16 protein-coding genes, 3 tRNA genes and 5 pseudogenes are annotated in these 22,713 nt (G+C 69.2%); 8 read left to right on the forward strand and 16 right to left on the reverse strand.

The genetic code is table 11. The features are described 5' to 3' along the window. Positions 1-4: 4 nt before the first annotated feature. The 4 genes from HCJ93_RS18315 (at position 5) to purM (ending at position 4,372) form a co-directional block, all read left to right on the forward strand. Positions 5-802, forward strand: coding sequence for a maleylpyruvate isomerase family mycothiol-dependent enzyme (locus HCJ93_RS18315; protein ID WP_167996806.1), 798 nt, complete (start codon positions 5-7; stop codon positions 800-802). 62 nt (positions 803-864) lie between these two features. Then, positions 865-1,662, forward strand: coding sequence for an META domain-containing protein (locus HCJ93_RS18320; RefSeq protein ID WP_167996807.1), 798 nt, complete (start codon positions 865-867; stop codon positions 1,660-1,662). A 65-nt stretch (positions 1,663-1,727) separates the two neighbouring features. Continuing rightward, the gene (purF, locus tag HCJ93_RS18325; protein WP_167996808.1) at positions 1,728-3,254 is read left to right on the forward strand and encodes an amidophosphoribosyltransferase; all 1,527 of its coding nucleotides are present in this window, start codon (positions 1,728-1,730) and stop codon (positions 3,252-3,254) included. 38 nt (positions 3,255-3,292) lie between these two features. Next, entirely contained in the window at positions 3,293-4,372 is a 1,080-nt protein-coding gene (gene purM / locus HCJ93_RS18330; protein ID WP_167996809.1) for a phosphoribosylformylglycinamidine cyclo-ligase, read from the forward strand. A 105-nt stretch (positions 4,373-4,477) separates the two neighbouring features. On the opposite strand, the gene HCJ93_RS18335 is transcribed toward purM, so the two are convergent. After that, positions 4,478-4,726, reverse strand: a complete 249-nt coding sequence (locus HCJ93_RS18335; protein WP_167996810.1) for a DUF3073 domain-containing protein — start codon at positions 4,724-4,726, stop codon at positions 4,478-4,480. A gap of 340 nt (positions 4,727-5,066) precedes the next feature. Next, a complete protein-coding gene (locus tag HCJ93_RS18340; protein ID WP_167996811.1) occupies positions 5,067-6,155 on the reverse strand; it encodes a Leu/Phe/Val dehydrogenase in 1,089 nt (362 codons plus the stop codon). A 232-nt stretch (positions 6,156-6,387) separates the two neighbouring features. On the opposite strand from HCJ93_RS18340, the gene HCJ93_RS18345 reads away from it, so the two are divergent. Both HCJ93_RS18345 and bldC read left to right on the forward strand, forming a co-directional pair. Next, positions 6,388-7,230, forward strand: coding sequence for a DUF8083 family protein (locus HCJ93_RS18345; RefSeq protein WP_167996812.1), 843 nt, complete (start codon positions 6,388-6,390; stop codon positions 7,228-7,230). 544 nt (positions 7,231-7,774) lie between these two features. After that, on the forward strand, positions 7,775-7,981 hold the full coding sequence (gene bldC, locus HCJ93_RS18350; protein ID WP_003949541.1) for a developmental transcriptional regulator BldC: 207 nt from the start codon (positions 7,775-7,777) through the stop codon (positions 7,979-7,981). A gap of 371 nt (positions 7,982-8,352) precedes the next feature. Here bldC and HCJ93_RS18355 read toward each other — a convergent pair whose 3' ends face one another. The 5 genes from HCJ93_RS18355 to HCJ93_RS18375 form a co-directional block, all read right to left on the reverse strand. After that, positions 8,353-8,535, reverse strand: a complete 183-nt coding sequence (locus tag HCJ93_RS18355) for a DUF6274 family protein (protein WP_167996813.1) — start codon at positions 8,533-8,535, stop codon at positions 8,353-8,355. 336 nt (positions 8,536-8,871) lie between these two features. Beyond that, positions 8,872-8,946 (reverse strand) — tRNA-Asp (locus tag HCJ93_RS18360). Between the two features lie 115 nt (positions 8,947-9,061). Beyond that, on the reverse strand, positions 9,062-13,012 hold the full coding sequence (gene hrpA / locus HCJ93_RS18365; RefSeq protein WP_167996814.1) for an ATP-dependent RNA helicase HrpA: 3,951 nt from the start codon (positions 13,010-13,012) through the stop codon (positions 9,062-9,064). Between the two features lie 316 nt (positions 13,013-13,328). Further along, on the reverse strand, positions 13,329-13,847 hold the full coding sequence (locus tag HCJ93_RS30210) for a hypothetical protein (RefSeq protein ID WP_373563590.1): 519 nt from the start codon (positions 13,845-13,847) through the stop codon (positions 13,329-13,331). Between the two features lie 290 nt (positions 13,848-14,137). Beyond that, a complete protein-coding gene (locus tag HCJ93_RS18375; RefSeq protein WP_240967682.1) occupies positions 14,138-14,554 on the reverse strand; it encodes a hypothetical protein in 417 nt (138 codons plus the stop codon). Between HCJ93_RS18375 and HCJ93_RS30350 the strand changes: the two are divergent. Then, positions 14,551-14,821 (forward strand): annotated as a pseudogene (locus HCJ93_RS30350) (site-specific integrase); the annotation flags it as partial. The gene HCJ93_RS18375 and the pseudogene HCJ93_RS30350 overlap by 4 nt on opposite strands. Positions 14,822-14,911: 90 nt before the next feature. Here HCJ93_RS30350 and HCJ93_RS18385 read toward each other — a convergent pair. From HCJ93_RS18385 to HCJ93_RS18405, 5 genes and pseudogenes are all read right to left on the reverse strand, one after another. Then, a tRNA-Phe gene (locus HCJ93_RS18385) sits at positions 14,912-14,985 on the reverse strand. Positions 14,986-15,009: 24 nt separating this feature from the next. Further along, positions 15,010-15,084, reverse strand: a tRNA-Asp gene (locus tag HCJ93_RS18390). A gap of 292 nt (positions 15,085-15,376) precedes the next feature. Next, complete coding sequence (locus HCJ93_RS18395; protein WP_167996816.1) at positions 15,377-15,928, reverse strand: Uma2 family endonuclease; 552 nt, start codon at positions 15,926-15,928, stop codon at positions 15,377-15,379. Positions 15,929-16,078: 150 nt separating this feature from the next. Next, positions 16,079-16,853 (reverse strand): annotated as a pseudogene (locus tag HCJ93_RS18400) (response regulator). A gap of 103 nt (positions 16,854-16,956) precedes the next feature. Continuing rightward, positions 16,957-17,445 (reverse strand): sensor histidine kinase, encoded by a 489-nt coding sequence (locus HCJ93_RS18405; protein ID WP_373563591.1) that lies wholly within the window; start codon positions 17,443-17,445, stop codon positions 16,957-16,959. Positions 17,446-18,019: 574 nt separating this feature from the next. Between HCJ93_RS18405 and HCJ93_RS29190 the strand changes: the two are divergent. Beyond that, a pseudogene (locus tag HCJ93_RS29190) lies at positions 18,020-18,542 on the forward strand (ABC transporter permease); the annotation flags it as partial. Here the strand turns inward: HCJ93_RS29190 and HCJ93_RS29195 are convergent. The 4 genes and pseudogenes from HCJ93_RS29195 to HCJ93_RS18425 form a co-directional block, all read right to left on the reverse strand. After that, positions 18,524-18,663: pseudogene (locus tag HCJ93_RS29195) on the reverse strand (multicopper oxidase domain-containing protein); the annotation flags it as partial. The pseudogenes HCJ93_RS29190 and HCJ93_RS29195 overlap by 19 nt on opposite strands. Positions 18,664-18,712: 49 nt before the next feature. Continuing rightward, positions 18,713-19,243, reverse strand: coding sequence for a tetratricopeptide repeat protein (locus HCJ93_RS18415; RefSeq protein WP_167996817.1), 531 nt, complete (start codon positions 19,241-19,243; stop codon positions 18,713-18,715). Positions 19,244-19,488: 245 nt separating this feature from the next. Beyond that, positions 19,489-21,399 (reverse strand): annotated as a pseudogene (locus HCJ93_RS18420) (alpha-amylase family glycosyl hydrolase); the annotation flags it as partial. A gap of 389 nt (positions 21,400-21,788) precedes the next feature. Continuing rightward, positions 21,789-22,706, reverse strand: a complete 918-nt coding sequence (locus HCJ93_RS18425) for a sugar kinase (RefSeq protein ID WP_206317618.1) — start codon at positions 22,704-22,706, stop codon at positions 21,789-21,791. Positions 22,707-22,713 lie beyond the last annotated feature (7 nt).

Consider the following 22,713-nt stretch of genomic DNA (forward strand, 5'->3'; position numbering starts at 1 on the left):
CGCCATGCCACCGGCCAAGAAGCGCACCCGCTCCTACGACTTCGCCAAGATCCGAGCCGCCGTCCTGGCCCAGTTCGGGAACGTCCGCCGTGCCGTGCAGGGCCTCGACGAGGCGCAGCTCGCCCTGCCCACCCGGCTCGGCGACTGGACCGTCAGGGAGCTGGCCGTGCACCTGACGACGGGCGTGGACACGGTCCGCCGTGGCCTGGAGCGCGAGGAGCCCGCCAGGGCCGAGCTGACCCTGCTGGACTGGCCGTCCGTCACCGCCCGCGGCTCCGAGCTGATCGCCGGGGGCGCCCGCGACCTGGCCGCCGCCCGGCCCGATCTGGACGCCCTCTTCGCCCAGACCCAGGAGGGCCTGGTGAAGGCGCTGGACCAGGCGTCCGGCGACCGGCTGATCGCCGTCCGCACCGGTGCCATGACCCTCACCGACTTCCTGGTGACCCGGGCCGTGGAGCTGGTGGTGCACACCGACGACCTCGACGCCGCCGTGCCCGGCCTGGACGTCCCGCAGGAGCGGCAGGCGCTCGCCGCCTGCACCCGGCTGCTCGCCGACGTGCTCGCCGCGCGGGTGCCGGGCGGGGCCACCGAGGTGCGGATCCCGCCGTTCGCGGTGGTGCAGTGCGTCGAGGGGCCCCGGCACACCCGCGGCACCCCGCCGAACGTCGTGGAGACCGACCCGCTGACCTGGATCCGGCTGGCCACCGGCCGCACCGCCTGGGCGGACGCGCTCGCAGAGGCACGGGTCCGCGCCGGCGGCGAGCGGGCGGACCTCAGCCCGTACCTGCCGTTGATGGGCTGACCGGACCCGTCCCGGCCGGCGCCGGGGTGGAACCAGCCGCTCCGCCCTTCCGTCGAATCGGCATGTACAGGCAGAAGCGGCACACGCAGCGCACGATCCGCACGGCGGCCGTCGCCGCGCTCGTCCCGCTGGCGGTCGCCTGCGGCAGCGAGCAGGGCGGCCAGGCCGGGGGCGGCAGCAGCTCGGCCCAGCCCGCGGCGGCGGTCACCGGAGTCCGCTGGAGCATCGACAGCGTCACCGTCGACGGCACCACCCACCGCGCGCCCACCGACGCGCACATCACCATCGGGGCCGGCGGACGCTCCGCGGGCAGCTACGGCTGCAACACCTTCAGCGCCCGCACCGAGGTCGAGGGCGACCGCATCCGGCTCAGCGACCCGACCGCGACCGAACGGGCCTGCGAGGGCAAGCCGATGGCCTTCGAGAAGACCCTTGCCCGCACCCTCACCGACGGCGGGGAACTGAAGACCGAGGTGAACGACGGCCGGCTGACCCTCACCGCCTCCGACGGGGCCGTGATCCGCCTGAAGCGGAGCGAGGACGCCCCGCTGAAGGGCACCGAATGGACCGTCACCACCCCGGACACCCGCAGTCGCGCCCACCTCACCTTCGACCCCGAGGAGAACACCGTCGCCGGCAGCCTCGGCTGCAACGAGGTGAACGCCGAGGCCACGGTGCGCGACGGCCATATCACCCTGGGCGTGCCTGCCGTGACCCGAATGATGTGCGAAGACTCACTCATGGACAGTGAACGCACGCTGATGAAGCTGTTCGACAGCACGGTCGAGTACCGGATCGATCATCGGACGCTCACCCTGACCAGCGAAAACGGCATCAGCGTCCGGGCCGTCGCCGAGTAGCGATCCACTTCAGGGGCCGCATCCCCGTTTCGGAGCAGTGCCCGGCCTCGCCTACACTCAAGGGCGTGCCACGTGGTGACGGACGACTCAACCACGACCTGCTCCCCGGTGAGAAGGGCCCCCAGGACGCGTGTGGCGTCTTCGGAGTCTGGGCTCCGGGCGAAGAGGTCGCCAAGCTCACGTACTTCGGGCTCTACGCCCTCCAGCATCGGGGTCAGGAATCCGCGGGTATCGCGGTCAGCAACGGCTCCCAGATCCTCGTCTTCAAGGACATGGGCCTGGTCTCCCAGGTCTTCGACGAGACCTCGCTCGGTTCCCTCCAGGGTCACATCGCGGTCGGACACGCCCGCTACTCGACCACCGGTGCCTCGGTGTGGGAGAACGCCCAGCCGACGTTCCGTGCCACCGCGCACGGCTCCATCGCGCTCGGCCACAACGGCAACCTGGTCAACACGGCCGAGCTCGCCGAGCTGGTCGCCGAGCTGCCCCAGGACAACGGCCGCGCCCCCAAGGTCACTGCCACCAACGACACGGACCTGATCACCGCCCTGCTGGCAGGACAGCGCGCCGCGGACGGCGAGCCGGTGACCGTGGAGCAGGCCGCGCATGTGGTCCTCCCGCAGGTCAAGGGCGCCTTCAGTCTCGTCTTCATGGACGAGAACACCCTCTACGCGGCCCGCGACCCGCAGGGCATCCGCCCGCTGGTCCTCGGCCGCCTGGAGCGCGGCTGGGTGGTCGCCTCCGAGTCCGCCGCCCTCGACATCGTCGGCGCCGCCTACGTCCGCGAGATCGAGCCGGGCGAGTTCGTCGCCATCGACCAGAATGGTCTGCGCACCTCCCGATTCGCAGAAGCGAAGCCCAAGGGCTGTGTCTTCGAGTACGTGTACCTGGCCCGCCCGGACACCGACATCGCCGGCCGCAACGTGTACCTCTCCCGGGTCGAGATGGGCCGCAGGCTCGCCCAGGAGTCCCCGGTCGAGGCCGACCTGGTGATACCCACCCCGGAGTCCGGCACTCCGGCCGCCATCGGCTACGCGGAGGCCTCCGGCATCCCGTTCGGCGCCGGTCTGGTGAAGAACGCCTACGTCGGCCGGACCTTCATCCAGCCCTCGCAGACCATCCGCCAGCTCGGCATCCGCCTGAAGCTGAACCCGCTCAAGGAAGTCATCAAGGGCAAGCGCCTGGTCGTCGTCGACGACTCGATCGTGCGCGGCAACACCCAGCGCGCCCTGGTCCGCATGCTCCGCGAGGCGGGCGCCGCCGAGGTCCACATCCGGATCTCCTCGCCGCCCGTGAAGTGGCCCTGCTTCTTCGGCATCGACTTCGCCACCCGCGCGGAGCTCATCGCCAACGGCATGACCATCGAGGAGATCGGCACCTCGCTCGGCGCCGACTCCCTGGCCTACATCTCGCTGGACGGCATGATCGAGGCGACCACCATCGCCAAGCCCAACCTGTGCCGCGCCTGCTTCGACGGCGAGTACCCGATGGACCTGCCCGACCCGGAGCTGCTCGGCAAGCAGCTGCTCGAGACGGAGCTGGCCGCCGGCCCGGCCGCCACCGCCGCGGTCGACGCGATCCGCCGCCCGTGAGCCTCGTACGTTCCACCCGAACCGAAAGATCCCAGGCAATGTCTGAGACATCCACCGGTGCGTCCGGTGCGTCCTACGCGGCTGCAGGCGTCGACATCGAGGCGGGCGACCGTGCCGTCGAGCTGATGAAGGAGTGGGTGAGGAAGGCCCGCCGTCCCGAGGTCCTGGGCGGCCTGGGCGGCTTCGCCGGGCTCTTCGACGCCTCCGCCCTCAAGCGCTACGAGCGGCCCCTGCTGGCCTCCGCCACGGACGGCGTCGGCACCAAGGTCGACATCGCCCGGCAGCTCGGCATCTACGACACCATCGGCCACGATCTGGTCGCCATGGTCATGGACGACATCGTGGTGTGCGGGGCCGAGCCGCTGTTCATGACCGACTACATCTGCGTCGGCAAGGTCCACCCCGAGCGGGTCGCCGCCATCGTCAAGGGCATCGCCGAGGGCTGTGTGCTGGCCGGCTGCGCCCTGGTCGGTGGTGAGACGGCCGAACATCCCGGCCTGCTCGGTCCGGACGACTTCGACGTCGCCGGCGCCGGTACGGGCGTCGTGGAGGCCGACCGGGTGCTCGGCGCGGAACGCATCCGTACGGGTGACGCGGTGATCGCCATGGCGTCGTCCGGGCTTCACTCCAACGGGTACTCCCTGGTCCGGCATGTGCTGCTGAACCAGGCCGGGCTCGCCCTGGACGCCCGGATCGAGGAGTTCGGCCGCACCCTCGGCGAGGAGCTGCTGGAGCCGACCAAGATCTACTCGCTGGACTGCCTGGCGCTGATGCGCACCACCGAGGTGCACGCCTTCAGCCATGTCACCGGCGGCGGGCTCGCGGCCAACCTGGCGCGGGTCGTCCCGGACGACCTGCACGCGGTGGTCGACCGGTCCACCTGGACCCCGGCCCCGGTCTTCGACCTGGTCGGCCGGACCGGCTCGGTGGAGCGGCTCGAGCTGGAGAAGACCCTGAACATGGGCGTCGGCATGATCGCGATCGTGCCCCAGGAATCCGTCGACGTGGCGCTGACCACGCTGGCCGACCGCGCCGTGGACGCCTGGGTGGCCGGCGAGATCACCGCTCGCGGCGACCACGAGACGGGCGCGGCGCTGGTGGGCGACTACGCCGGCTGATCATCGGAGGGCTGCCTGCTCCCGGACCGCCGGCCCGGGCAGCGGGCAGCACGAAACCCGGTCGGTGACCCTCAGGTCCCGACCGGGCCGATGCTCAGTGACAGGTCAAGCGCCGCGACGCTGCTGCGAGGACTGGCCGTCCTCGTCCTCCTCGTCGTCCTCGTAGAGGTCGGCGTACTTGGCGTACAGGTCGTCGTCGTGCTCATCGTCCGCGAAATGGTCGCCGTTCGGCGACTGCTTCGACGTCGATGCGCCCAGCTCCTCGGCCAGGCGTGCGAGGTCCGTCCCACCGCTGTTGTACTTCAGCTGGCGGGCGACCTTCGTCTGCTTGGCCTTGGCCCGGCCGCGCCCCATGGCTCGACCCCCTCAACGACGGGGCTCGACGGCCCCAGAGTCTGACACGCGTTCATGGTCCGGAACGGACTCTCCGTGGAGAGGCCGGTCCGTAGGGCTTCCACGGTACCTGAGCCCGCGCCCATACGGTACGTCGCCCGCACGACGTGCCCGCGCCCAGGACCTTCGAGGCGCCCCGTCCTCGCTGGTCAATGGCGATTTTAACCACTTGTCCCCCGGCGACCCGCCGGGAGAAGTGAGAGTTCTCTCTAACTGCCCACCGGCGGGTACCGGTCAAACGTGCGACAGGCGCTCGCGCGCACGACCGCCGGCGCGGGACGGTTCCGCGCCGGTGCGTCGCTCAGCGCGCCGCGCCTGCCTCGGCCATCCGCTGCTCGGCGATCCGGTCGGCCGCGGCGGCCGGCGGAATCCCGTCCGTCTTCGCACGTGCGAATATGGCGAGCGTGGTGTCGAAGATCTTCGACGCCTTCGCCTTGCACCGGTCGAAGTCGAAGCCGTGCAGTTCGTCGGCGACCTGGATCACGCCGCCGGCGTTCACCACGTAGTCCGGCGCGTAGAGGATCCCGCGGTCCGCGAGGTCCTTCTCCACACCCGGGTGGGCCAGCTGGTTGTTGGCGGCGCCGCAGACGACCTTGGCGGTGAGCACCGGCACGGTGTCGTCGTTGAGCGCCCCGCCCAGCGCACAGGGGGCGTAGATGTCCAGGCCCTCGGTGCGGATCAGCGCGTCGGTGTCGGCGACGGCGCGGACACCGGCCGGGTGCCGGTCGAGGACCCGGCGCACCGCGTCCTCGCGGACATCGGTGATGACGACCTCGGCGCCCTCGGCCCGCAGGTGCTCCACCAGGTAGTGGCCGACCTTGCCCACGCCCGCGACGCCGACCTTGCGCTCCCGTAGCGACGGGTCGCCCCACAGGTGCTGTGCGGAGGCGCGCATGCCCTGGTAGACGCCGAAGGCGGTGAGCACGGAGGAGTCGCCCGCGCCGCCGTTCTCCGGGGAGCGCCCGGTGGTCCAGCGGCACTCGCGCGCCACGACGTCCATGTCGGCGACGTAGGTGCCGACGTCGCAGGCGGTGACGTACCGGCCGCCGAGCGAGGCGACGAACCGCCCGTAGGCGAGCAGCAGCTCCTCGGTCTTGATCTTCTCCGGGTCGCCGATGATCACGGCCTTGCCGCCGCCGTGGTCGAGACCGGCCATGGCGTTCTTGTACGACATGCCGCGCGCCAGGTTGAGCGCGTCGGCGACGGCCTCCTCCTCGTCGGCGTACGGGTAGAACCGCGTACCGCCGAGGGCGGGGCCCAGCGCGGTGGAGTGGATGGCGATGACGGCCTTGAGGCCGCTGGCGCGGTCCTGGCAGAGCACGACTTGCTCATGGCCTCCCTGGTCCGAGTGGAACAGGGTGTGCAGGACGCCGTCTGATACGTCGGTCACTGTGGTGACTCCTGAGTAAGTAGCGGCGGGTGTGAGCAGCCCCGTACGGGTGGCGGGGTCTGTTGAGCACGAGACTAGAGCCTGCCGGGCCCGTCGTCGGCCCCATGGCGGGGATCCCCTCCGACCGGAGTACTCGCGTGCGACGATTTGCGTGGATTCACCGACCGCCCGCGCGTGTCCGTCACGCGCCCGCGAAAGGTTTTCCCGGCGCAGCCCGGGGGAGGGAGCAGGCGTGCCCAAGGTGACCTCGGTGATCGTCCCGTACGCGACCTACCTGCGCGTCTACGAACCGCTGGCCGCCTTCCCGCAGCCCGAGCGCGACCACTGGGCGCGCTACGCCCGCCGTCCCGACCGGCCCTCGTACCAGGACGAGCTGCGCCGGGCCCTGGCCGGCCTGGTCCCCACCCCGCCGGTCGCGGTACCCGTTCACGAAAGCGACGACGCGTTCGTGCTGGAGATCGACGGCGTGGTGTGCGTCTGCCCGTGGCGCACCCGGCTGCGCGGCTGGCAGGCGCTGGGCGAGCTGGCCGAGGAGTTCCCGCTGCCGGTGCTCGACGCGCTGCTGCCGCCGGTGGTGCGGCGCGAGGCGGTCCAGGACTACGAGCGCTGGCTGGCCGACCACCCCGACGCCCGGCCGTGGATCCGCACCGCGACCTGGCAGGTGCCGATCAACTGGTTCGTGCTCTTCTCGGACGAGGAGCGCGAGTACAGCAAGGGCTCCGCCGACGAGGCGCCGGTCCTCCGCTACCGCACGCCCATGGTCGAGGCCAGGCGGCGGGTGGCGCGGGGGCTGCGCGCGCTGAGGAACGCCATGGACGAGGGCCCGCTGATCGACGGCCTGGTGGACGTGGGGCGCTGGCTGGAGGAGTTCCACCCCCGCTCCTACGTGGAGCTCGACTACGGCGGCCTGGTGCACGCCCTGCCGCCCGGGGTGCTGGAGGACGACCACTCCGCGGCGGACGTGGCGGAGGGCATCGCCGCGCTGCGGGCGGGCGACGGGGAGACCGCGGGCGCGGCGTACGGCCGGCTCGTGGAGCGCTGGCGGGCGGTGCGGGACCTGCGCTCGGCGAACTGAGTGCTCAGCGGGCCCTGCGCACGCAGAGTGAGCGGACGAGCGCGAACTGGCGTTTGACCAAACGCCCTTCTTGAGGTTTCGTCTTCGCCCTGAGGCCGCGTCAACAGCCGCCCGACAACGGACAAGCGTGACGGACCGCACGTACAAGGCCCTTGCGTCGCTTGCCCACCCTCATGCCAAAATAGGACAAGGAGTGCGGGGAGGACTCCTCCGTCCTACTGTGCTGCATTGTGGGCGGAATCTCAGCATTGCACGCTTTGGGGGGTCTCCGTGACTCCTGATCGCCCTGTGACTGATCGTCACAGCGGCGTGACTGTCCGCTATGGCACGGTCCATCGGCTTCCGCGGCTGATGAACACCTGGGAGGGCAATTCCGTCGGTTTGGCCGACGCCGCTGGACAGATGGTGTAGTTGTAGTGCCGAGGACAAGCCGTTCGTCCTATAACCGACTCGACTCGCGTCCGCCATTTCGGGCAACGCGGGTCAAGGTGCAGAATTTAGAGGAAAGAACCGAGAAGGTTCGGTTCTCCCGAGGAGGCCGCTCATGACCGCTCGCACCCCTGATGCCGAGCCGCTGCTGACCCCGGCTGAGGTCGCCACCATGTTCCGCGTCGACCCGAAGACGGTCACGCGCTGGGCGAAGGCCGGCAAGCTCACGTCGATCCGCACGCTCGGCGGGCACCGCCGCTACCGCGAGGCCGAGGTCCGCGCTCTGCTCGCGGGCATCCCGCAGCAGCGCAGCGAGGCCTGAACAACTGAATATCCGGGCAAATCGGCAGGTCCCCCAACCCGCCGAGGCGCCCGTCATCCATAGCTCCAAGCGACGCGGGGACTGCCCCAACAGGCCCCTCGCCCACACCGATCAGAGCTTCATCAGCCGCTGAACCTGGGTGCGTCGTCGATCGCGCTGGACCTCCGCCGGGTCCAGCGCGATCTTTTTTGTGCGTCCCGCGGGTCTCCGGGATGCGGTTGTGCGCGGGCTTGTGGAGGCCTGTGGGGAGAGTGCAATGGCACATATTAAATTGACGGGTTGTAGGAGAGGGTTAAAGGCGGTACCTCTGAAAACTCATGCGGTGACACCCGTCACATGGAAGGCGTCTTGATGAGCCTGTGGCATATGCGCTAAACGGAACGGGCGTTGGCGGTGTCCCTGCTGTCGGCGGGGCGGGGGCCGGACTCCATGGCCAGCCGCAGCAGCCGATGGCAGATCGGGCAGTGGCGGGTGAGATGCCGGTACGACGTGGCGGCCGCCAGATGCGCCCGCAGCAGTGCACGTGCCCGGTAGCCGCTGCCTGAAGCCCCCATACACCACCTCCGAGAAGCCACCCGGGAAGCGGGTCCCCTGACTTCTGGCGTACTGGCAGAGTGCGGGGCCGTCAAGACGGCAGGGAGAGCGCGCCGAAGCGGCGCAGAGCGGCACAGAAGCCCACCAGGCGGTCTGGACGGCCGTCGGCGCGCCCTCTGGGCCCGAAGGGCGGACGGAAGCCTGTGGGAGCGGTCCCGCGCCGCAGGCGGGCGCCGGGGCCGGCGGCGGTGACGCCGCGGTCCCGAACGGCGACGAGTGGCCAAGAGGCCGGCGGAGTCCAGGCGTGGGAACGCGAAGAGGCCCGCATCCGTGACGGATGCGGGCCTCTCGGGATGCGGTCCTGACGGGATTTGAACCCGCGGCCTCCACCTTGACAGGGTGGCGAGCACTCCAAACTGCTCCACAGGACCAGGTTTCGCAGCACGATTCGTGCTGTGCGCTGCGAGAAGAGACTGTACAGGAGCCGAGCCCCCGGGTCGAACTCACCCTGTGTGCCGATCCCGTCACGGCGCCAGGGTGTCCCCGTCACGGGGCCAGCGCGTCGATCGCCTTCACGATCCGCTTGTCCGACACCGGGTACTTCGTGCCCAGCGCGTGGGCGAAGTAGCTGACCCTCAGCTCCTCGATCATCCAGCGGATCTCCAGGACCTTCTGCGGCACCGGCCGCCCCTGCGGCTGCTGTTCCAGCAGCCAGGCGTACTCGTCCTGCATCTCCTGGATCTTCTGCATCCGCGTGGTGTCCCGCTGGACGTTCGTCGGCATCTGCTGCAGCCGGCGGTCCGCGGCCACCAGATAGCGCAGCAGGTCCGGCAGACGGTGCAGGCCCGCCTCGGTCACGAAGCCGGGCCTCACCAGCCCGTCCAGCTGCGCCCTGACGTCCTGGAGGTTGGCCAGCAGGGCGGGGCTGCGCACCGATTTCAGGCGCCGCTCGCAGGACTGCCAGGCGGCCAGCACCTGCTGCACCTGGCCCACCGCGCGGACGGTGGTGTCCACGATCTCCGCGCGGACCTTGTCGTAGAGCTTGCGGTAGGACTCCTCGTCCCACGCGGGGCCCCCGAAGTCCGCGATCAGCTTGTCGGCCGCGGCCATGGCGCAGTCGTCGAACAGCGCCTGCACCGAGCCGTGCGGATTGGCGGACAGCGCGAGCTTCTGGGGGTTCGTCAGCTTTTCGGACGCGAACTTCGCGGGATTGACCGGGATGTTGCGCAGGATCAGCCGGCGGGTGCCCTTCCACATCGCCTCGGCCTGCTCCTCCTCGGTGTCGAAGAGGCGGACCGAGACGGTGTCGCCGTCGTCCACCAGCGCCGGAAAGGCACGCACCGGCTGGCCGGCCCGGCGGGTCTCGAAGACCCGCGTGAGGGTGCCGATGGTCCAGTCGGTCAGACCCTTGCGCTCGAGCGACTCGCCGCCCGCGCGGACCGCGCTGGCGGCCGCCGCCTTGGAGATGGCCTTGCGGGCCTTCGGCTTCAGCCGCAGCTTCAGCGCCTGCAGGTCCTTGTCCTCGTCGATCTTGCGCCGGCGCTCGTCGACGATCCGGAAAGTGATCTTCAGATGGTCGGGGACCTTCGACCAGTCGAAGTCCTCCGCCTCGAAGGGCACACCGACCATGCGCTTCAGTTCCCGCGCCATGGTGACCGTCAGCGGCTCCTGCAGCGGCACCGCACGCTCCAGGAAGGCCTTCGCGTAGTTGGGGGCGGGCACGTAGTTGCGGCGGACGGGCTTGGGCAGCGAGCGGATCAGCTCGGTGACCAGCTCCTCGCGCAGGCCCGGGATCTGCCAGTCGAAGCCCTGCTCCTCGACCTGATTGAGCACCTGGAGCGGGATGTGCACGGTCACACCGTCCGCGTCGGCGCCCGGCTCGAACTGATAGGTGACCTTGAACTTCAGCGGGCCCTGCCGCCAGGTGTCCGGGTAGTCGGCCTTGGTGACCGCCTCCGCCGACTCCCTGATGAGCATCTCCCGCTCGAAGTCCAGGAAGTCCGGCTGCTCGTGCCGCTTGCGCTTCCACCAGGAGTCGAAGTGCGCGCCGGAGACGACATGTTCGGGGATCCGCTGGTCGTAGAAGTCGAACAGGGTCTCGTCGTCGACGACGATGTCCCGGCGCCGGGCGCGGTGCTCCAGCTCCTCGACCTCGCTGAGCAGCTTGCGGTTGTCCGCGAAGAACTTGTGGTGGGTGCGCCAGTCGCCCTCGACCAGCGCGTTGCGGATGAACAGCTCCCGGGACAGCTCCGGGTCGATCCGCCCGTAGTTCACCTTGCGCTGGGCGACGATCGGCACCCCGTACAAGGTGACCTTCTCGTAGGCCATCACCGCCGCCTGGTCCTTCTCCCAGTGCGGCTCGCTGTAGGTGCGTTTGACCAGATGGCCCGCGAGCGGCTCGACCCACTCCGGCTCGATCCTGGCGTTGACCCGGGCCCACAGCCGGCTCGTCTCCACCAGCTCCGCCGACATCACGAAACGCGGCTGCTTCCTGAACAGGGCCGAGCCGGGGAAGATCGCGAACTTGGCGTTGCGGGCGCCCAGGTACTCGTTCTTGTTGCCGTCCTTCACATCCTTCATGCCGATGTGCGAGAGCAGACCGGCGAGCAGGGAGACATGGATGCGGTCGGCGGGGGCGTCCTGGTCGTTGAGATGGATGCCCATCTGCTTGGCGACCGTGCGCAGCTGGGTGTAGATGTCCTGCCACTCACGGATCCGCAGGAAGTTCAGATACTCCTGCCTGCACATCCGGCGGAAGGAGCTGGAGCCGCGTTCCTTCTGCTGTTCGCGGATGTACCGCCACAGATTGAGGTAGGCGAGGAAGTCGCTGGTCTCGTCCTTGAAGCGGGCGTGCAGCTGGTCCGCCTGGGTCTGCTTGTCGGCGGGCCGCTCGCGGGGGTCCTGGATGGACAGCGCGGCGGCTATCACCATCACCTCGCGGACGCAGCCGTTCTTGTCGGCCTCCAGCACCATGCGGGCCAGCCGCGGATCGACCGGGAGCTGCGCCAGCTTGCGGCCGGTCTCGGTGAGCCGCTTGCGGGGGTCCTTCTGCTTCGGGTCCAGCGCGCCGAGCTCCTGCAGCAGCTGCACACCGTCGCGGATGTTGCGGTGGTCCGGCGGGTCGATGAACGGGAACTTCTCGATGTCGCCGAGGCCGGCCGCGGTCATCTGCAGGATGACGGAGGCCAGGTTGGTGCGCAGGATCTCCGCGTCGGTGAACTCCGGGCGGGAGAGGAAGTCGTCCTCGGAGTACAGGCGGATGCAGATGCCGTCCGAGGTGCGGCCGCAGCGGCCCTTGCGCTGGTTGGCGCTGGCCTGCGAGACCGGCTCGATCGGCAGCCGCTGGACCTTGGTGCGGTGGCTGTAACGCGAGATGCGGGCGAAGCCGGGGTCGACGACGTACTTGATACCGGGGACCGTGAGGGAGGTCTCGGCGACATTGGTGGCCAGCACGATCCGGCGACCGGTGTGCGGCTGGAAGACCCGGTGCTGCTCGGCGTGCGAGAGCCGGGCGTACAGCGGGAGCACCTCGGTGGATCTGTACTGCTTCTTGTTGAGCGCGTCCGCCGTGTCCCGGATCTCCCGCTCACCGGAGAGGAACACCAGGATGTCGCCGGGCCCCTCCGCCATCAGCTCCTCGACGGCGTCGATGATCGCGGTGATCTGGTCCCGGTCGGCGTCGTCGGAGTCCTCCTCCAGCAGCGGCCGGTAGCGGACCTCCACCGGGTAGGTCCGGCCGCTGACCTCGATGATCGGGGCGTCGCCGAAGTGCCGGGAGAAGCGCTCCGGGTCGATGGTGGCCGAGGTGATGACGACCTTGAGGTCCGGGCGCCTGGGCAGCAGCTGGGCGAGATAGCCCAGCAGGAAGTCGATGTTGAGGGACCGCTCGTGGGCCTCGTCGATGATGATCGTGTCGTAGGCGCGCAGCTCGCGGTCGGTCTGGATCTCGGCGAGCAGGATGCCGTCCGTCATCAGCTTGATGAAGGTGCCCTCGGGGTCCACCTGGTCGGTGAAGCGCACCTTCCAGCCGACGGCCTCGCCGAGCGGGGTGCGCAGCTCCTCGGCCACGCGCTCGGCGACGGTGCGGGCGGCGATCCGGCGGGGCTGGGTGTGCCCGATCATGCCCCGCACGCCCCGGCCCAGCTCCATGCAGATCTTGGGGATCTGCGTGGTCTTGCCGGAGCCTGTCTCACCGGCCACGATCACGACCTGGTGGTCGCGGATCGCCTCGGCGATCTCGTCCTTCTTCTGGCTGACGGGCAGCTGCTCGGGGTAGGCGACCTCGGGCACCCGGGCCCGGCGGGCGGCGATCCGCTCCTCGGCCCGGCCGATCTCCGCCTCGATCTCGGCGAGCACGGCGGCACGCGCCTCGGGCTTGCGGATCTTGCGTGCGCCCTCCAGCCGCCGGCCGAGACGGTGCGCGTCCCGCAGGGACACGTCGGAGAGCCGGGAGGCGAGGGCGCCGAGGGCGGGGGCGGGTGCGGGATGCGTGGACATACGGATTCCAGGATCTCATCCGGCCGAAAATCCCGGCGAATGGTTTTGCGGGTCGCCGCCGGCGCGCGCCCTGACCGGACACCGGCGCGGGCGCGACGCCGGGCACGCTGGACATCGACAAGGGCCCCGACCGTTCGGTCGGGGCCCTTGGGCTGTGGCTGGGGCCGGGGTCGAACCGGCGACCTTCCGCTTTTCAGGCCGTGTCCAGACCGATGCTGCCCCGCTCATGGCAGCCGAGGAAGGGCGGCAATTACTGCGGTTGTGCGCTGCTGTTGGCGTACGGGTTGGCGTACGCCAGGAACACCTGTGCCTCAGGTCACCACTGGCAGAACGCCACGCTCGCGTCATCCCCGGACTTGTAGCGGGGCCACCGGATGCCGGTCGGGTCTGTCGCCTCGATCCTGCGAACGTTTTCGATAAGGGCACTCGGTCCTCCCCTGCGGAGTGTGACGAACACCTCATCCCAGGTGGCTTTGCCGTACTCGGTCACGAGTCTCGACACCCCGTCCGACATGACTGCCGCACTCCGGACTTCGTCCAGCTTCGTGGTGCCCGTCAGTCCGTGCTGGGCAGCATCCGGATTGGAACCTGCCACCCAATACCCGTCGGAGGTGTTGCGCACCTCCCGCTGTGCCAGAACGAGCCGTTGCAGTGCCTCTCTGTGCCCCGGAGTGTGGGTCTCGTGACGCTCCACCTCTGCACGCAGCTCGGGAAGAACCTCGTCCACCCGCTGATCGGTGATCACGTTGTAGCCGGTCTTGCTGTCGAAGACGATCGGAGAGTCCGCTAGAACGAGGTGGTCCAGGACGCCGTGCTGCTCGCGCAGGATGGCCACCGTGGCCGATGGCGTGCCGGGGTTGCTGAGGTCGCACTGAGGGTGCAGCGCAGCGACGCGCCCGAGAGCTTCCGCCAGTCCGTCCGCCAACGGCACGTCGGGCTCGGCCAGAGTCGCGAGCAGGTGTCCACCTAGGTGTGCGACGTACCAGGGGACACCGTGACGGCATCCGGTGGGGAGGCCGGCGGTGCTTAGCCCGTCTAGCACGATGGCGAGTGTCGGGGAGCCACCCACCCAATCTTCGTTGGGGTTGGCTCCGCCGGGGCGGGTGTCGAAGCAGACTCGCATGATCAGCTTTCGTGTCGGTAGATGGGGGTGACGCGACGGCTCTCCGTGATTTCCAGGGTGTCCGGGTTGTACCGACAGGAGATCAGCGTCGAGAAGCGCTTCGTCCGCACCTCGCGGTACAGCTCTGCCAGGTTGTGCTCCAGGAAGTGCACGACTCCGTTGGCGCCGATGGCGTGAATGCCGGCGATGTAGAGGAACGTTCCCCGGCCATCGAGACGCGGGAGCCGCCCCAAGTAGCCGAAGTCACCCGCTGAACCGTCCTCGTCCTGCGGGGACCTGTACCTCTCCCCGGTGTGCTGATCCACGAGGTGCCAAGCATGGTCCTTCTCGAACCGTAGGTTGTCGTCCCCTTCGAGTACCTGGGCGATGATGGGGGACAGGCGCGGTCCGCAGATGACCACATGGTTGTCGCGGTTCACTGGTCCAGCCGAAGACAACCGCATCGGTCCGGACCGTGCCACTCCCGCCGGTCGTGGTGAAGGCGCTAGCGGCTGGGCCTGGAGATCCGGTTTCATGATCTGCGTCACTCGGCTGTGTCGCTGCTACTCGATCTCGGTACGCCGCCGCACATCGTCCGGCAGATCGTCGGTCACAGTGACATCGGCGTGACCATGAAGGTGTACGCCCACGCCTCGCTGGACGAGCAGCGGAAGGCACTCCGGAGGCTGGGCGACACCCTCTCCTGAGCGGCGTTGGCGCCGGTTGGCGTAGATGGGACGAAAAAATCCCCTCTCCGTCGTCGACGGAGAGGGGATATGCCCTGGTCAGGGCGGTTGTGGCTGGGGCCGGGGTCGAACCGGCGACCTTCCGCTTTTCAGGCGGACGCTCGTACCAACTGAGCTACCCAGCCATGGTGTTTCACGTGAAACACCAGCGGTCCTGACGGGATTTGAACCCGCGGCCTCCACCTTGACAGGGTGGCGAGCACTCCAAACTGCTCCACAGGACCATGCGTGACGTACGACAGTGTCGCACAGAGTGGTGCGTGCCCCCAACGGGATTCGAACCCGAAATCGTTACCATCCTGACCTGCGGAAACCCCGGAGGATCGGGACAAAAACCCCCGTTTGCGTCTTCCTCGATCCCGCTCCGTCTTCCTCGATCCTGGTCTCGTGCTGACATGTCAGCACGAGACTCCCGATCCGTGCAGGCGCAAAGTCGGAACCCGGCACCATCGAGATGACCGCGGGTCACTTCCTCCGCCGGAGTGTTCGAGTCGGCACGGTTGTCAGCGCGAGGGGTCAGCGGGTAACAGACCCGGACTCGGGGCGAGGGAGCTCGTTGAGGTCGAGGGTGAAGACGCGGCCGTCGGCCAGGTCGATCGGGAGCTTGCCCGTGCCGTACTTGTGGGTGTGCGCGGCGATGTAGCCGGTGCCGTTCGGCTGGGTGTGCACGACGACTTCCTGCGCGTACGGGTCCACGACCAGGTAGACCGGGATGCCGTAGCGGCCGTACTTGGCGGTGCAGTCGTCGTAGTCCTTGCGGGCCGAGGAGGTCGAGACGACCTCGGAGATCAGCAGGACGTCCTCGAAGCTGTACCGCTTGCCCTGCTTCCGCGCGTCCTCGCGGAGGATCGCGAGATCGGGGGCGGAGTTCTCATCGGCAGGGAAGTCGATGTACACCTCGGACGTCACCTTCGCGTGACGGCCCAGAGCGAGCGTGTCGATCTGCATCGAGCGGATCGTGCTGGAGTGCTCCTCGCTCTGCGGAGTCATGATCACCTTCCCGTCGGCGCCAAAGAAGACCGTGTATCCCTCGGGAAACTCGGTGTGCATGATTGCGTCGACACTCATCAACGCCTCCTTCCCGTGTGACGTCAGGATACGGCGGCCAGCTCCGAGGGCATCAGATTTCCCAGTCGAAGGATCACACGCCGACGGAACGTGGCTCGCGGCTACCTGCCATGCCGAAAGGGGCGTAGAGACAGCGGCGGTCGCGCCGCGTCATCCCCGGTGAAACGGTGATTCCTCCCCCGGGATCCCTGCGTCAGGAGCCAAGGCAGTAGTTCCATCTCCCGCCCTGACCAGCCCGGTCTCGTACGCCGTCACCACCGCTTGGACGCGGTCGCGGAGCTGGAGCTGGGGGCTTGGCCAGGATGCGGGAGACGTGGGTCTTGACGGTGGTCTCGGAGAGGTGGAGGCGGGCGGCGAGTTCGGTGGTGCTCAGGCCCTGGGCGAGCAGGCGCAAGACGTCGAGTTCGCGTGGGGTCAGTGCGGCCATGCCCGGATGGGGCGCGGCGGGCGCCGCTACTTCAGGCGCCTGGCGGGCGTGGCGTTCCACGAGGCGGCGGGTGATGGCCGGGGCGAGGGGCGCGTCCCCGGTGCGGACGAGGCGGACGGCGGCGACGAGGTGTTCCGGGGTGACGTCCTTGAGGAGGAAGCCGCTGGCACCGTCCGCCAGTGCCTCGTAGACGAGGTCGTCGAAGTCGAAGGTGGTCAGCATGATCACGCGGGGCGTCGTGGCCGCGTCCGGGGAGTCGTGCATGATGCTGCGGGTGGCCTCCAAGCCGTCGAGGTCGGGCATGCGGATGTCCATCAGCAGCACATCCGGGCGGATGCGGGGGACCGCCTCCACCGCCTGGGCTCCGTCGGCGGCCTCGGCGGCCTCGGCGGCCTCGGCGACCACGTCGATACCGTCGGCCATGAGGATCATGCGGAAGACGGTACGGACAAGGCCCTGGTCGTCGGCGACCACGACGCGGAGCGGGTGGCCTGGCATGACGTCTCCAGGGGGATCGCGGCGGTGATCCGGTAGCCGCCGTCAGGGGTTGGTCCGGTGTCGAGGGCGCCGCCGTACACCGCGATTCTCTCCCGCAGGCCGATCAGCCCATGGCCGCCCACTCCGGCCGCACCGGCACCCGAGCTGCCGCCGGTATCGGTGACCTCGACCCGCAGGGCCTCGGCTCGTAGGTGAGCGTTACGGTCGCGCTCGCGCCCCGTGCGTGCTTCGTGGTGTTGGTCAGCGCTTCCTGGACCACCCGGTAGACGGCCAGACCGGTGCCGGACGAGACCTGGCAGGGGGTGCCGGTGACCGTCAGTTCGACGTTCAGACCCGTCTCGCGTACCCGGCCGACGAGGGCGTCGAGTCGGTCCAGGTCGGGTTGTGGGGCGAGGTCTTTGCCGGGGGCGGCGGGATCGCCGTCGGCGTTCACGGTGAGCAGTCCTATGGTGTGCCGCAGTTCCGCCATCGCCGAGCGGCCGCCCGCTTGCACCGCGAGGAGTGCCTCGTGGGCCATCCCGGCCTCGGCGTCCATGATCTTCCGTGCGGCGCCGGCTTGGATGATCATCATGGAGACGTTGTGGGTGACCACGTCGTGTCCCTCCCAATCCCCGCGGGTCGCGACGGCGAAGCCGGCCGTGGCGACGGCCCGGCGCGATCTGGAGGGGCGCGTCCGCTGACGGCTACTTCGCCGCCGTCACCGCCTGGACGACCGCGCTGCTGGCTCTGGCGGCGACGCGCTTCGTGTGCCGTCCGTGGCTCGCCGCACGGAGAGTCAGTGATCCCACCCGGCCACGAAATGGAAAGCGCCCTGGACGCTGCGCTGTCCAGGGCGCTCTCGGCGCGGTGGCTGGGGCCGGTATCGAACCGGTGACCTACTGCCCGGTCTGCAGACCATCGTGGCCCCCTGGCCAGCTCGTCCGCCGCCGCCCAAAGGCCGTGGTCGAGGAGGCGGCATTGCCCTCTGGCCACACGCCTGGTCGCGGCACCGTGTGAGCCGCCGCTCGAACCGCCTGCCAGGCGAGTCAGGAACCTGTCCTCAACAGCGATCAAGAAGCTCGGCGGGCGCAACCGCTTCGACGCCGCCCGCATCGCGACGGAAAGCGGCTGGATCTGAGCACAGCAGCGGGATCTGGCGAAGACGGCTGAGGGGGCCGAGCCGGATCCTGGACACCGAGCCCGCCGTATTCATTGGCGACGAATCCTTTACCGTGATCGGGATCGCCAGCGACGTGCAGCGAAAGCCCGAGGTGTTTCTCTCCATCCTGGTGCCACGCGCTACCGCCGAGGAGCTGTGGGGGGCGCCTCGGGACGGCTCGTCCATGCTGATCGCCACCCGGCTCGGCGCCGCCCAGCAAGTCGCCACCGAAGCCGCCGTCGCGCTACGGCCGGATCATCCCGAGTACCTCAAACCCCTGCCACCCACCGAACCGAAGAAGCTGCGCAGCACCGTCAGCTCGGGCCTCGGCCAGCTGTTCTTGCTCCTCGCCCTGATCTGCCTGCTCATCGGCACCCTCGGCATCGCAAACCACCTTGGTAGCGGTCCTGGAGCGCACTGGCGAAATTGGGCTCAGACGTGCCCTGGGTGCCCGCGCACGACACATCCCCGTGCAGTTCGTCGGCGAGTCGGCGCTGCTCGGCATCCTTGGCGGCATCGTCGGTACCGCCCTGGCCGCGTTCGCCATCATCCCGGCCTCGCCGTGGTGGGCGTTGTGGCAGTGCAGCATCCACTGGCCCGGGTTGCCGCGTCGAAGAAGACGAACAGCTTCTTCTTGGGCAGCACGATCGCGGTGTCCCTGCGCGGCCGCGCGCCGCCGTCGAACATTCTGTGGCCGGCGCTGGGCGATGCGGGTCGCCTCTCACGGCGCCGGGCTGGGAGTGAAGGTGAGGCCGTGGCGGTAGATCGCCGCGGCGTCGGCGGTTCGGCCCTCGGCCATGAGCAGGTCGCCGAGTATGCGGCAGGTCGTTGCCACTTCGAGGGCCGCACCGATACGGCTGTACTGCTCAACGGCGCGGTGCAGGAGTGTTTCGGCGCGGGTCTTTTGTCCGGAGTGTATGGCGATATTGGCGTCGATGCGGTCCAGTTCGGCTGCTTGTTCCGGGTCCTGGCACGTGGCGGCGAGGGTGCGGCAGTCGGCCAGCACCGCGGCGGCATCGCTCTGCCTGCCCAGCCGGCACAGCACCTGGGCGAGCTCAGCGCCCGCGTTGACTTGGCGCGGAGTGGCGCCCGTGCCCTCAAGGATCTCCAATGTGCGTCGCAGTTCTGCCTCCGCCTGGGGCAACCGGTCTTGGCCTGCCAGCAGATAGCCGAGTGCGAAGTGGCAGGTACACCGAAGCCCGCCGGGCCGAGGCGGTCGGTGCATTCGGCGGCGACCCAGCGCCAGTTCCATTCCCAGAGGTTGGCGACGGCGTCGCCGTTCGGGGCGCTGGTGGCCGTGGAGTGCGGGACGCCGGTCTCGGCGTCGGCGGTCGCGGAGGTCAGGGTGATGGCGGCGGGGGTTGTGAGGGCCAACGCCGAGAGCGTGACGGCCCACCGGGATGTTCTCTTCACGCTGTTTCCTTCATGTGGGGGTGGGTGGGGTCCGTGACTGGGGCTCGGACGGCCTGCTCGGCCGTCCGAGCCCCAGTCAGTTGATCACTTCAGGTAGGGGCCGTCGGTGCCGATCTTGCCGGGGCCGTTCAGGACGTATGCCCGGAGATTGCCCTTGCCGGGGGCGGGGACGGACAGCGTGCCGTCCGTGACGTTCTTGGTGTCCCCGGTGACGGCGTCGGTGTAGGTGCCGTTGGGCACGCCGGTGAAGCCGGCTTCACCGGAGACGGTGACCAGGACGAAGCTGTCGGTGTCCCCGCTGGTGTAGCGGCGCTTGTAGGCCATCGTTCCGGAGATGCCCTCGGTGGAGTACTGGCCCATCTGGAGGGCGGGGATGGCGCGGCGGATCTGGTTGAGCCGCTGTACGTGCTTGACCAGGGGCTGGTCGAGGGTGTTCGCGATCTCGCCGCTCGCGCTGTCGACCTTCCCGAACTCGGAGGCGGTGACAGACCCCGCCAGGTGGTCGCCGTAGTAGGCGCGGCCGGTGGACGCCAGCGGACACGTGGGCCCGCAGTCGATCTGCTTGCCGGCCTGGAACTCGATCTCCGAGCCGTACAGCAGGGTGGGCACGCCGCGGAAGGTCCACATCAGCGACATGTTCTCGGCCCACGCGTCGGTGCCGCCGGCGTAGCGGGTGGAGGACTTGTTCGGGCCGTAGTCGTGGCTGTCGACGTAGACGGCGTTGTACGTCGCGTCGTTGACGCTGTCGTCGGAGTCCTTGCCGTTGTTGAAGGCGTTCGGGGCGTCACCGAAGTTCATGTGCATCCGCATGTCGATGATGTTCATGCCGGAGAACTTCGAGCGGTCGGGGGCGTGGTAGGTGTTGCCGTCCAGGAAGGCGTTGGTGGAGGTGGGCTGGTTCGCGGGGCCCTGCGCCTGCTCGTACTCGTACATCTCCAGCGCCGCCTGGGCGTCGTCCGCGCTGTAGGTCTTGCGTTCCTTCCAGGTGTAGAACTGCGCGGAGTGGTTCACCGAACCGCGGTTCCACTTGTCGTTCACGAAGGCCGCCACCTCTCCGAAGACGTAGAAGTCGTCGGCCTTCGCCGCGCCGTACTTGGCCACCAGGCGATCGTGGATGGCGGGCAGGAAGCGGCGGTTGAAGGTGGTGCGGGGGATGTGTACGGCGGTGTCGATGCGGAAGCCGTCGACGCCCATGTCGATGTACTTGTTGTAGGTGTCGATCAGATACTTCTGTACGTCGGCGTTCTCGGTGTTGAAGTCGGCCAGGTCCTCGTGCAGCCAGCAGCTGCGGGAGTCCTCGCCCTCCCAGTTGCCGATCCAGCACTGGTGGTACAGGGAGGCGGGAAACATGCCCTTGGTCGGGTTGGGCCACTGGCAGTTGTAGTTCTTGCGGCCCTCGGGATCGGTGGTGCCGGTGGGCTTGCCCCAGTCGGGGCAGGTGCTGTCGGCGGGCTGCTCGGAGGACCAGACGTCACCGTTGTAGGTCTTGCCCTGGGCGTTCTCTTCCAGGGGGTTGTACTCCTTGCCGGCCACGGGCGCGTCGTAGTAGTCCGACCAGTCCGCGTCCCGGATACCGAAGACGGTCGGCTCGAACAGGCCCTTCGCGCCCCAGCGTGAAGAGTGGTTGTAGACCACGTCCTGATAGATCTTGATGCCCTTGGCGTGCGCGGCGTCGATGAGCTGCTGGTAGGAGACGCCGTCGGACTCAAGGCGCGGGTCGATCCTGTAGAAGTCGTAGCCGTGGTAGCCGTGATAGTCGTAATCAGACCTGTTCATGACAACCGGAGTGATCCAGATCGCGGAGAACCCGAGCCCCTTGATGTAGTCGAGCCGGTCGGCCAGGCCCTTGAAGTCACCACGGAACATGGGGTCGCCGTTCGCGGCGTTGCCCGACTTCTCGTGCTGGCTGCCGCCGCGGTTGTTGGACGCGTCACCGTCGTAGAAGCGGGCGGTCATCGCGAAGTAGATCGAGTCCTTGCGGGGGTCACCTCCGAGCATGGTGGCGCTCGCGGCGCTCCCGCTCACCGCGCCCGGCTCGGCGGCAGGAGCGGCGAGAACGGTCGTCGGCAGCAGGGCGGCGAGAAGGCCCGCGAGGGCAAACCCGAGGACGGCGGCGATGCGCCCGCTTCTTCTGGGTGGGGACACGTTCCTGTGCACTGCGGCTCCTTCAGTGGGGGAAGGGCAGGGCTGCGCAGGACGGTGCACACGTGCAGCCCCACGGACAGTTCCTGTCATCCCTTGCAGGAACTTGCCGCAAGATATTGCGGAACGGAGGCCGCGTAAAGGCTTCGCGCACCGCGTTGTGGTGCCGGACTCTGCCGCGCCACCCTCCCTCCATGGGCGTCCGCAGGTACGGCACGACCATGCGGGCACGGGCACCGTGGTCAGCGGACGGTGGTCCCGTCTCCCCGGTCGCACAGGGCCAGTTCGTCCCGCGTCGGCAGTCCCTCCCAGTCCCCGCGGGTCGCGACGGCGAAGCCCGCCGTGGTGACGGCCCGGCGCAGGCGGCCTGTCGCATCGGCGCCGTCGAGAGCAGCGGACAGATAGCCGGCCACGAAGGCGTCGCCCGCGCCGACAACGTCGACCGCTGGAACGCGCCGGGCCGGCAGGTCGGCGCGTCCTTGCGCGGTGTAGACGGTGGCGCCCCGCGCACCGCGCTTGACGACGACGTCCCTGACTCCCTGCGCCAGGAGGCTCTTCACGCCGTCGGCCTCCCCCATGACTCGTTCAAGGGCGAGAGGCAACTCGTCTTCGGAGGCGACGAGTAAGTCGGTACCGGCCAGCAGTGGCCGGAGCGCCTCGCGGGCGCTGTCGGTCGTCCACAGCCGGGTACGGAAGTTGACGTCCAGGCAGACTGTGATTCCCGCCTGGCGGGCCGCCGTCACGGCGGCCCGGGCGGCCTCGGCCGCCGATGGGGCGAGAGCAGGGGTGATGCCCGTCAAGTGCAGGACGCGCACTCCGGCTGTGAGGGCGGGAAGGACGTCCGCGGCAAGGAGGGCCGAACCGGCGGATCCCGCGCGGTAGTAGTGCACACGCGTCAGCGTGCCCAGGCGCGGCTCTGTCAGCAGCAGCCCCGTAGGGCGGCCAGTGTCGTCCGTGACCGCATAGTCGGTGTCGATGCCCTCCGCGCGCAGCGTGCGCAACACGAGCGCACCGAGTTCGTCCGCGCCGACCCGGCCCACCCAACGCACTCGGTGGCCGAGCCGGGCGAGGCCGATCGCGACGTTGGATTCCGCCCCCGCAGCGGACAGGCCGAGGCATCCGCCCAGCCGCAGGGGCCCGTCGGCCCGCAGCGCTGCCATCGTTTCG

It is taken from the genome of Streptomyces composti, assembly GCF_012034205.1.
GTDB lineage: Bacteria > Actinomycetota > Actinomycetes > Streptomycetales > Streptomycetaceae > Streptomyces > Streptomyces composti.

What these genes read in the sequence shown, in the direction of transcription:
- HCJ93_RS18315 (WP_167996806.1), top strand. Translation starts at nt 5, where the DNA reads ATGCCACCGGCCAAGAAGCGCACCCGCTCCTACGACTTCGCCAAGATC.
- HCJ93_RS18320 (WP_167996807.1), top strand. Translation starts at nt 865, where the DNA reads ATGTACAGGCAGAAGCGGCACACGCAGCGCACGATCCGCACGGCGGCC.
- purM (WP_167996809.1), top strand. Translation starts at nt 3,293, where the DNA reads ATGTCTGAGACATCCACCGGTGCGTCCGGTGCGTCCTACGCGGCTGCA.
- HCJ93_RS18335 (WP_167996810.1), bottom strand. Translation starts at nt 4,726, where the DNA reads ATGGGGCGCGGCCGGGCCAAGGCCAAGCAGACGAAGGTCGCCCGCCAG.
- bldC (WP_003949541.1), top strand. Translation starts at nt 7,775, where the DNA reads ATGACCGCTCGCACCCCTGATGCCGAGCCGCTGCTGACCCCGGCTGAG.
- HCJ93_RS18355 (WP_167996813.1), bottom strand. Translation starts at nt 8,535, where the DNA reads ATGGGGGCTTCAGGCAGCGGCTACCGGGCACGTGCACTGCTGCGGGCG.
- hrpA (WP_167996814.1), bottom strand. Translation starts at nt 13,012, where the DNA reads ATGTCCACGCATCCCGCACCCGCCCCCGCCCTCGGCGCCCTCGCCTCC.
- HCJ93_RS18395 (WP_167996816.1), bottom strand. Translation starts at nt 15,928, where the DNA reads ATGAGTGTCGACGCAATCATGCACACCGAGTTTCCCGAGGGATACACG.
- HCJ93_RS18415 (WP_167996817.1), bottom strand. Translation starts at nt 19,243, where the DNA reads ATGGAACTGGCGCTGGGTCGCCGCCGAATGCACCGACCGCCTCGGCCC.
- HCJ93_RS18425 (WP_206317618.1), bottom strand. Translation starts at nt 22,706, where the DNA reads ATGGCAGCGCTGCGGGCCGACGGGCCCCTGCGGCTGGGCGGATGCCTC.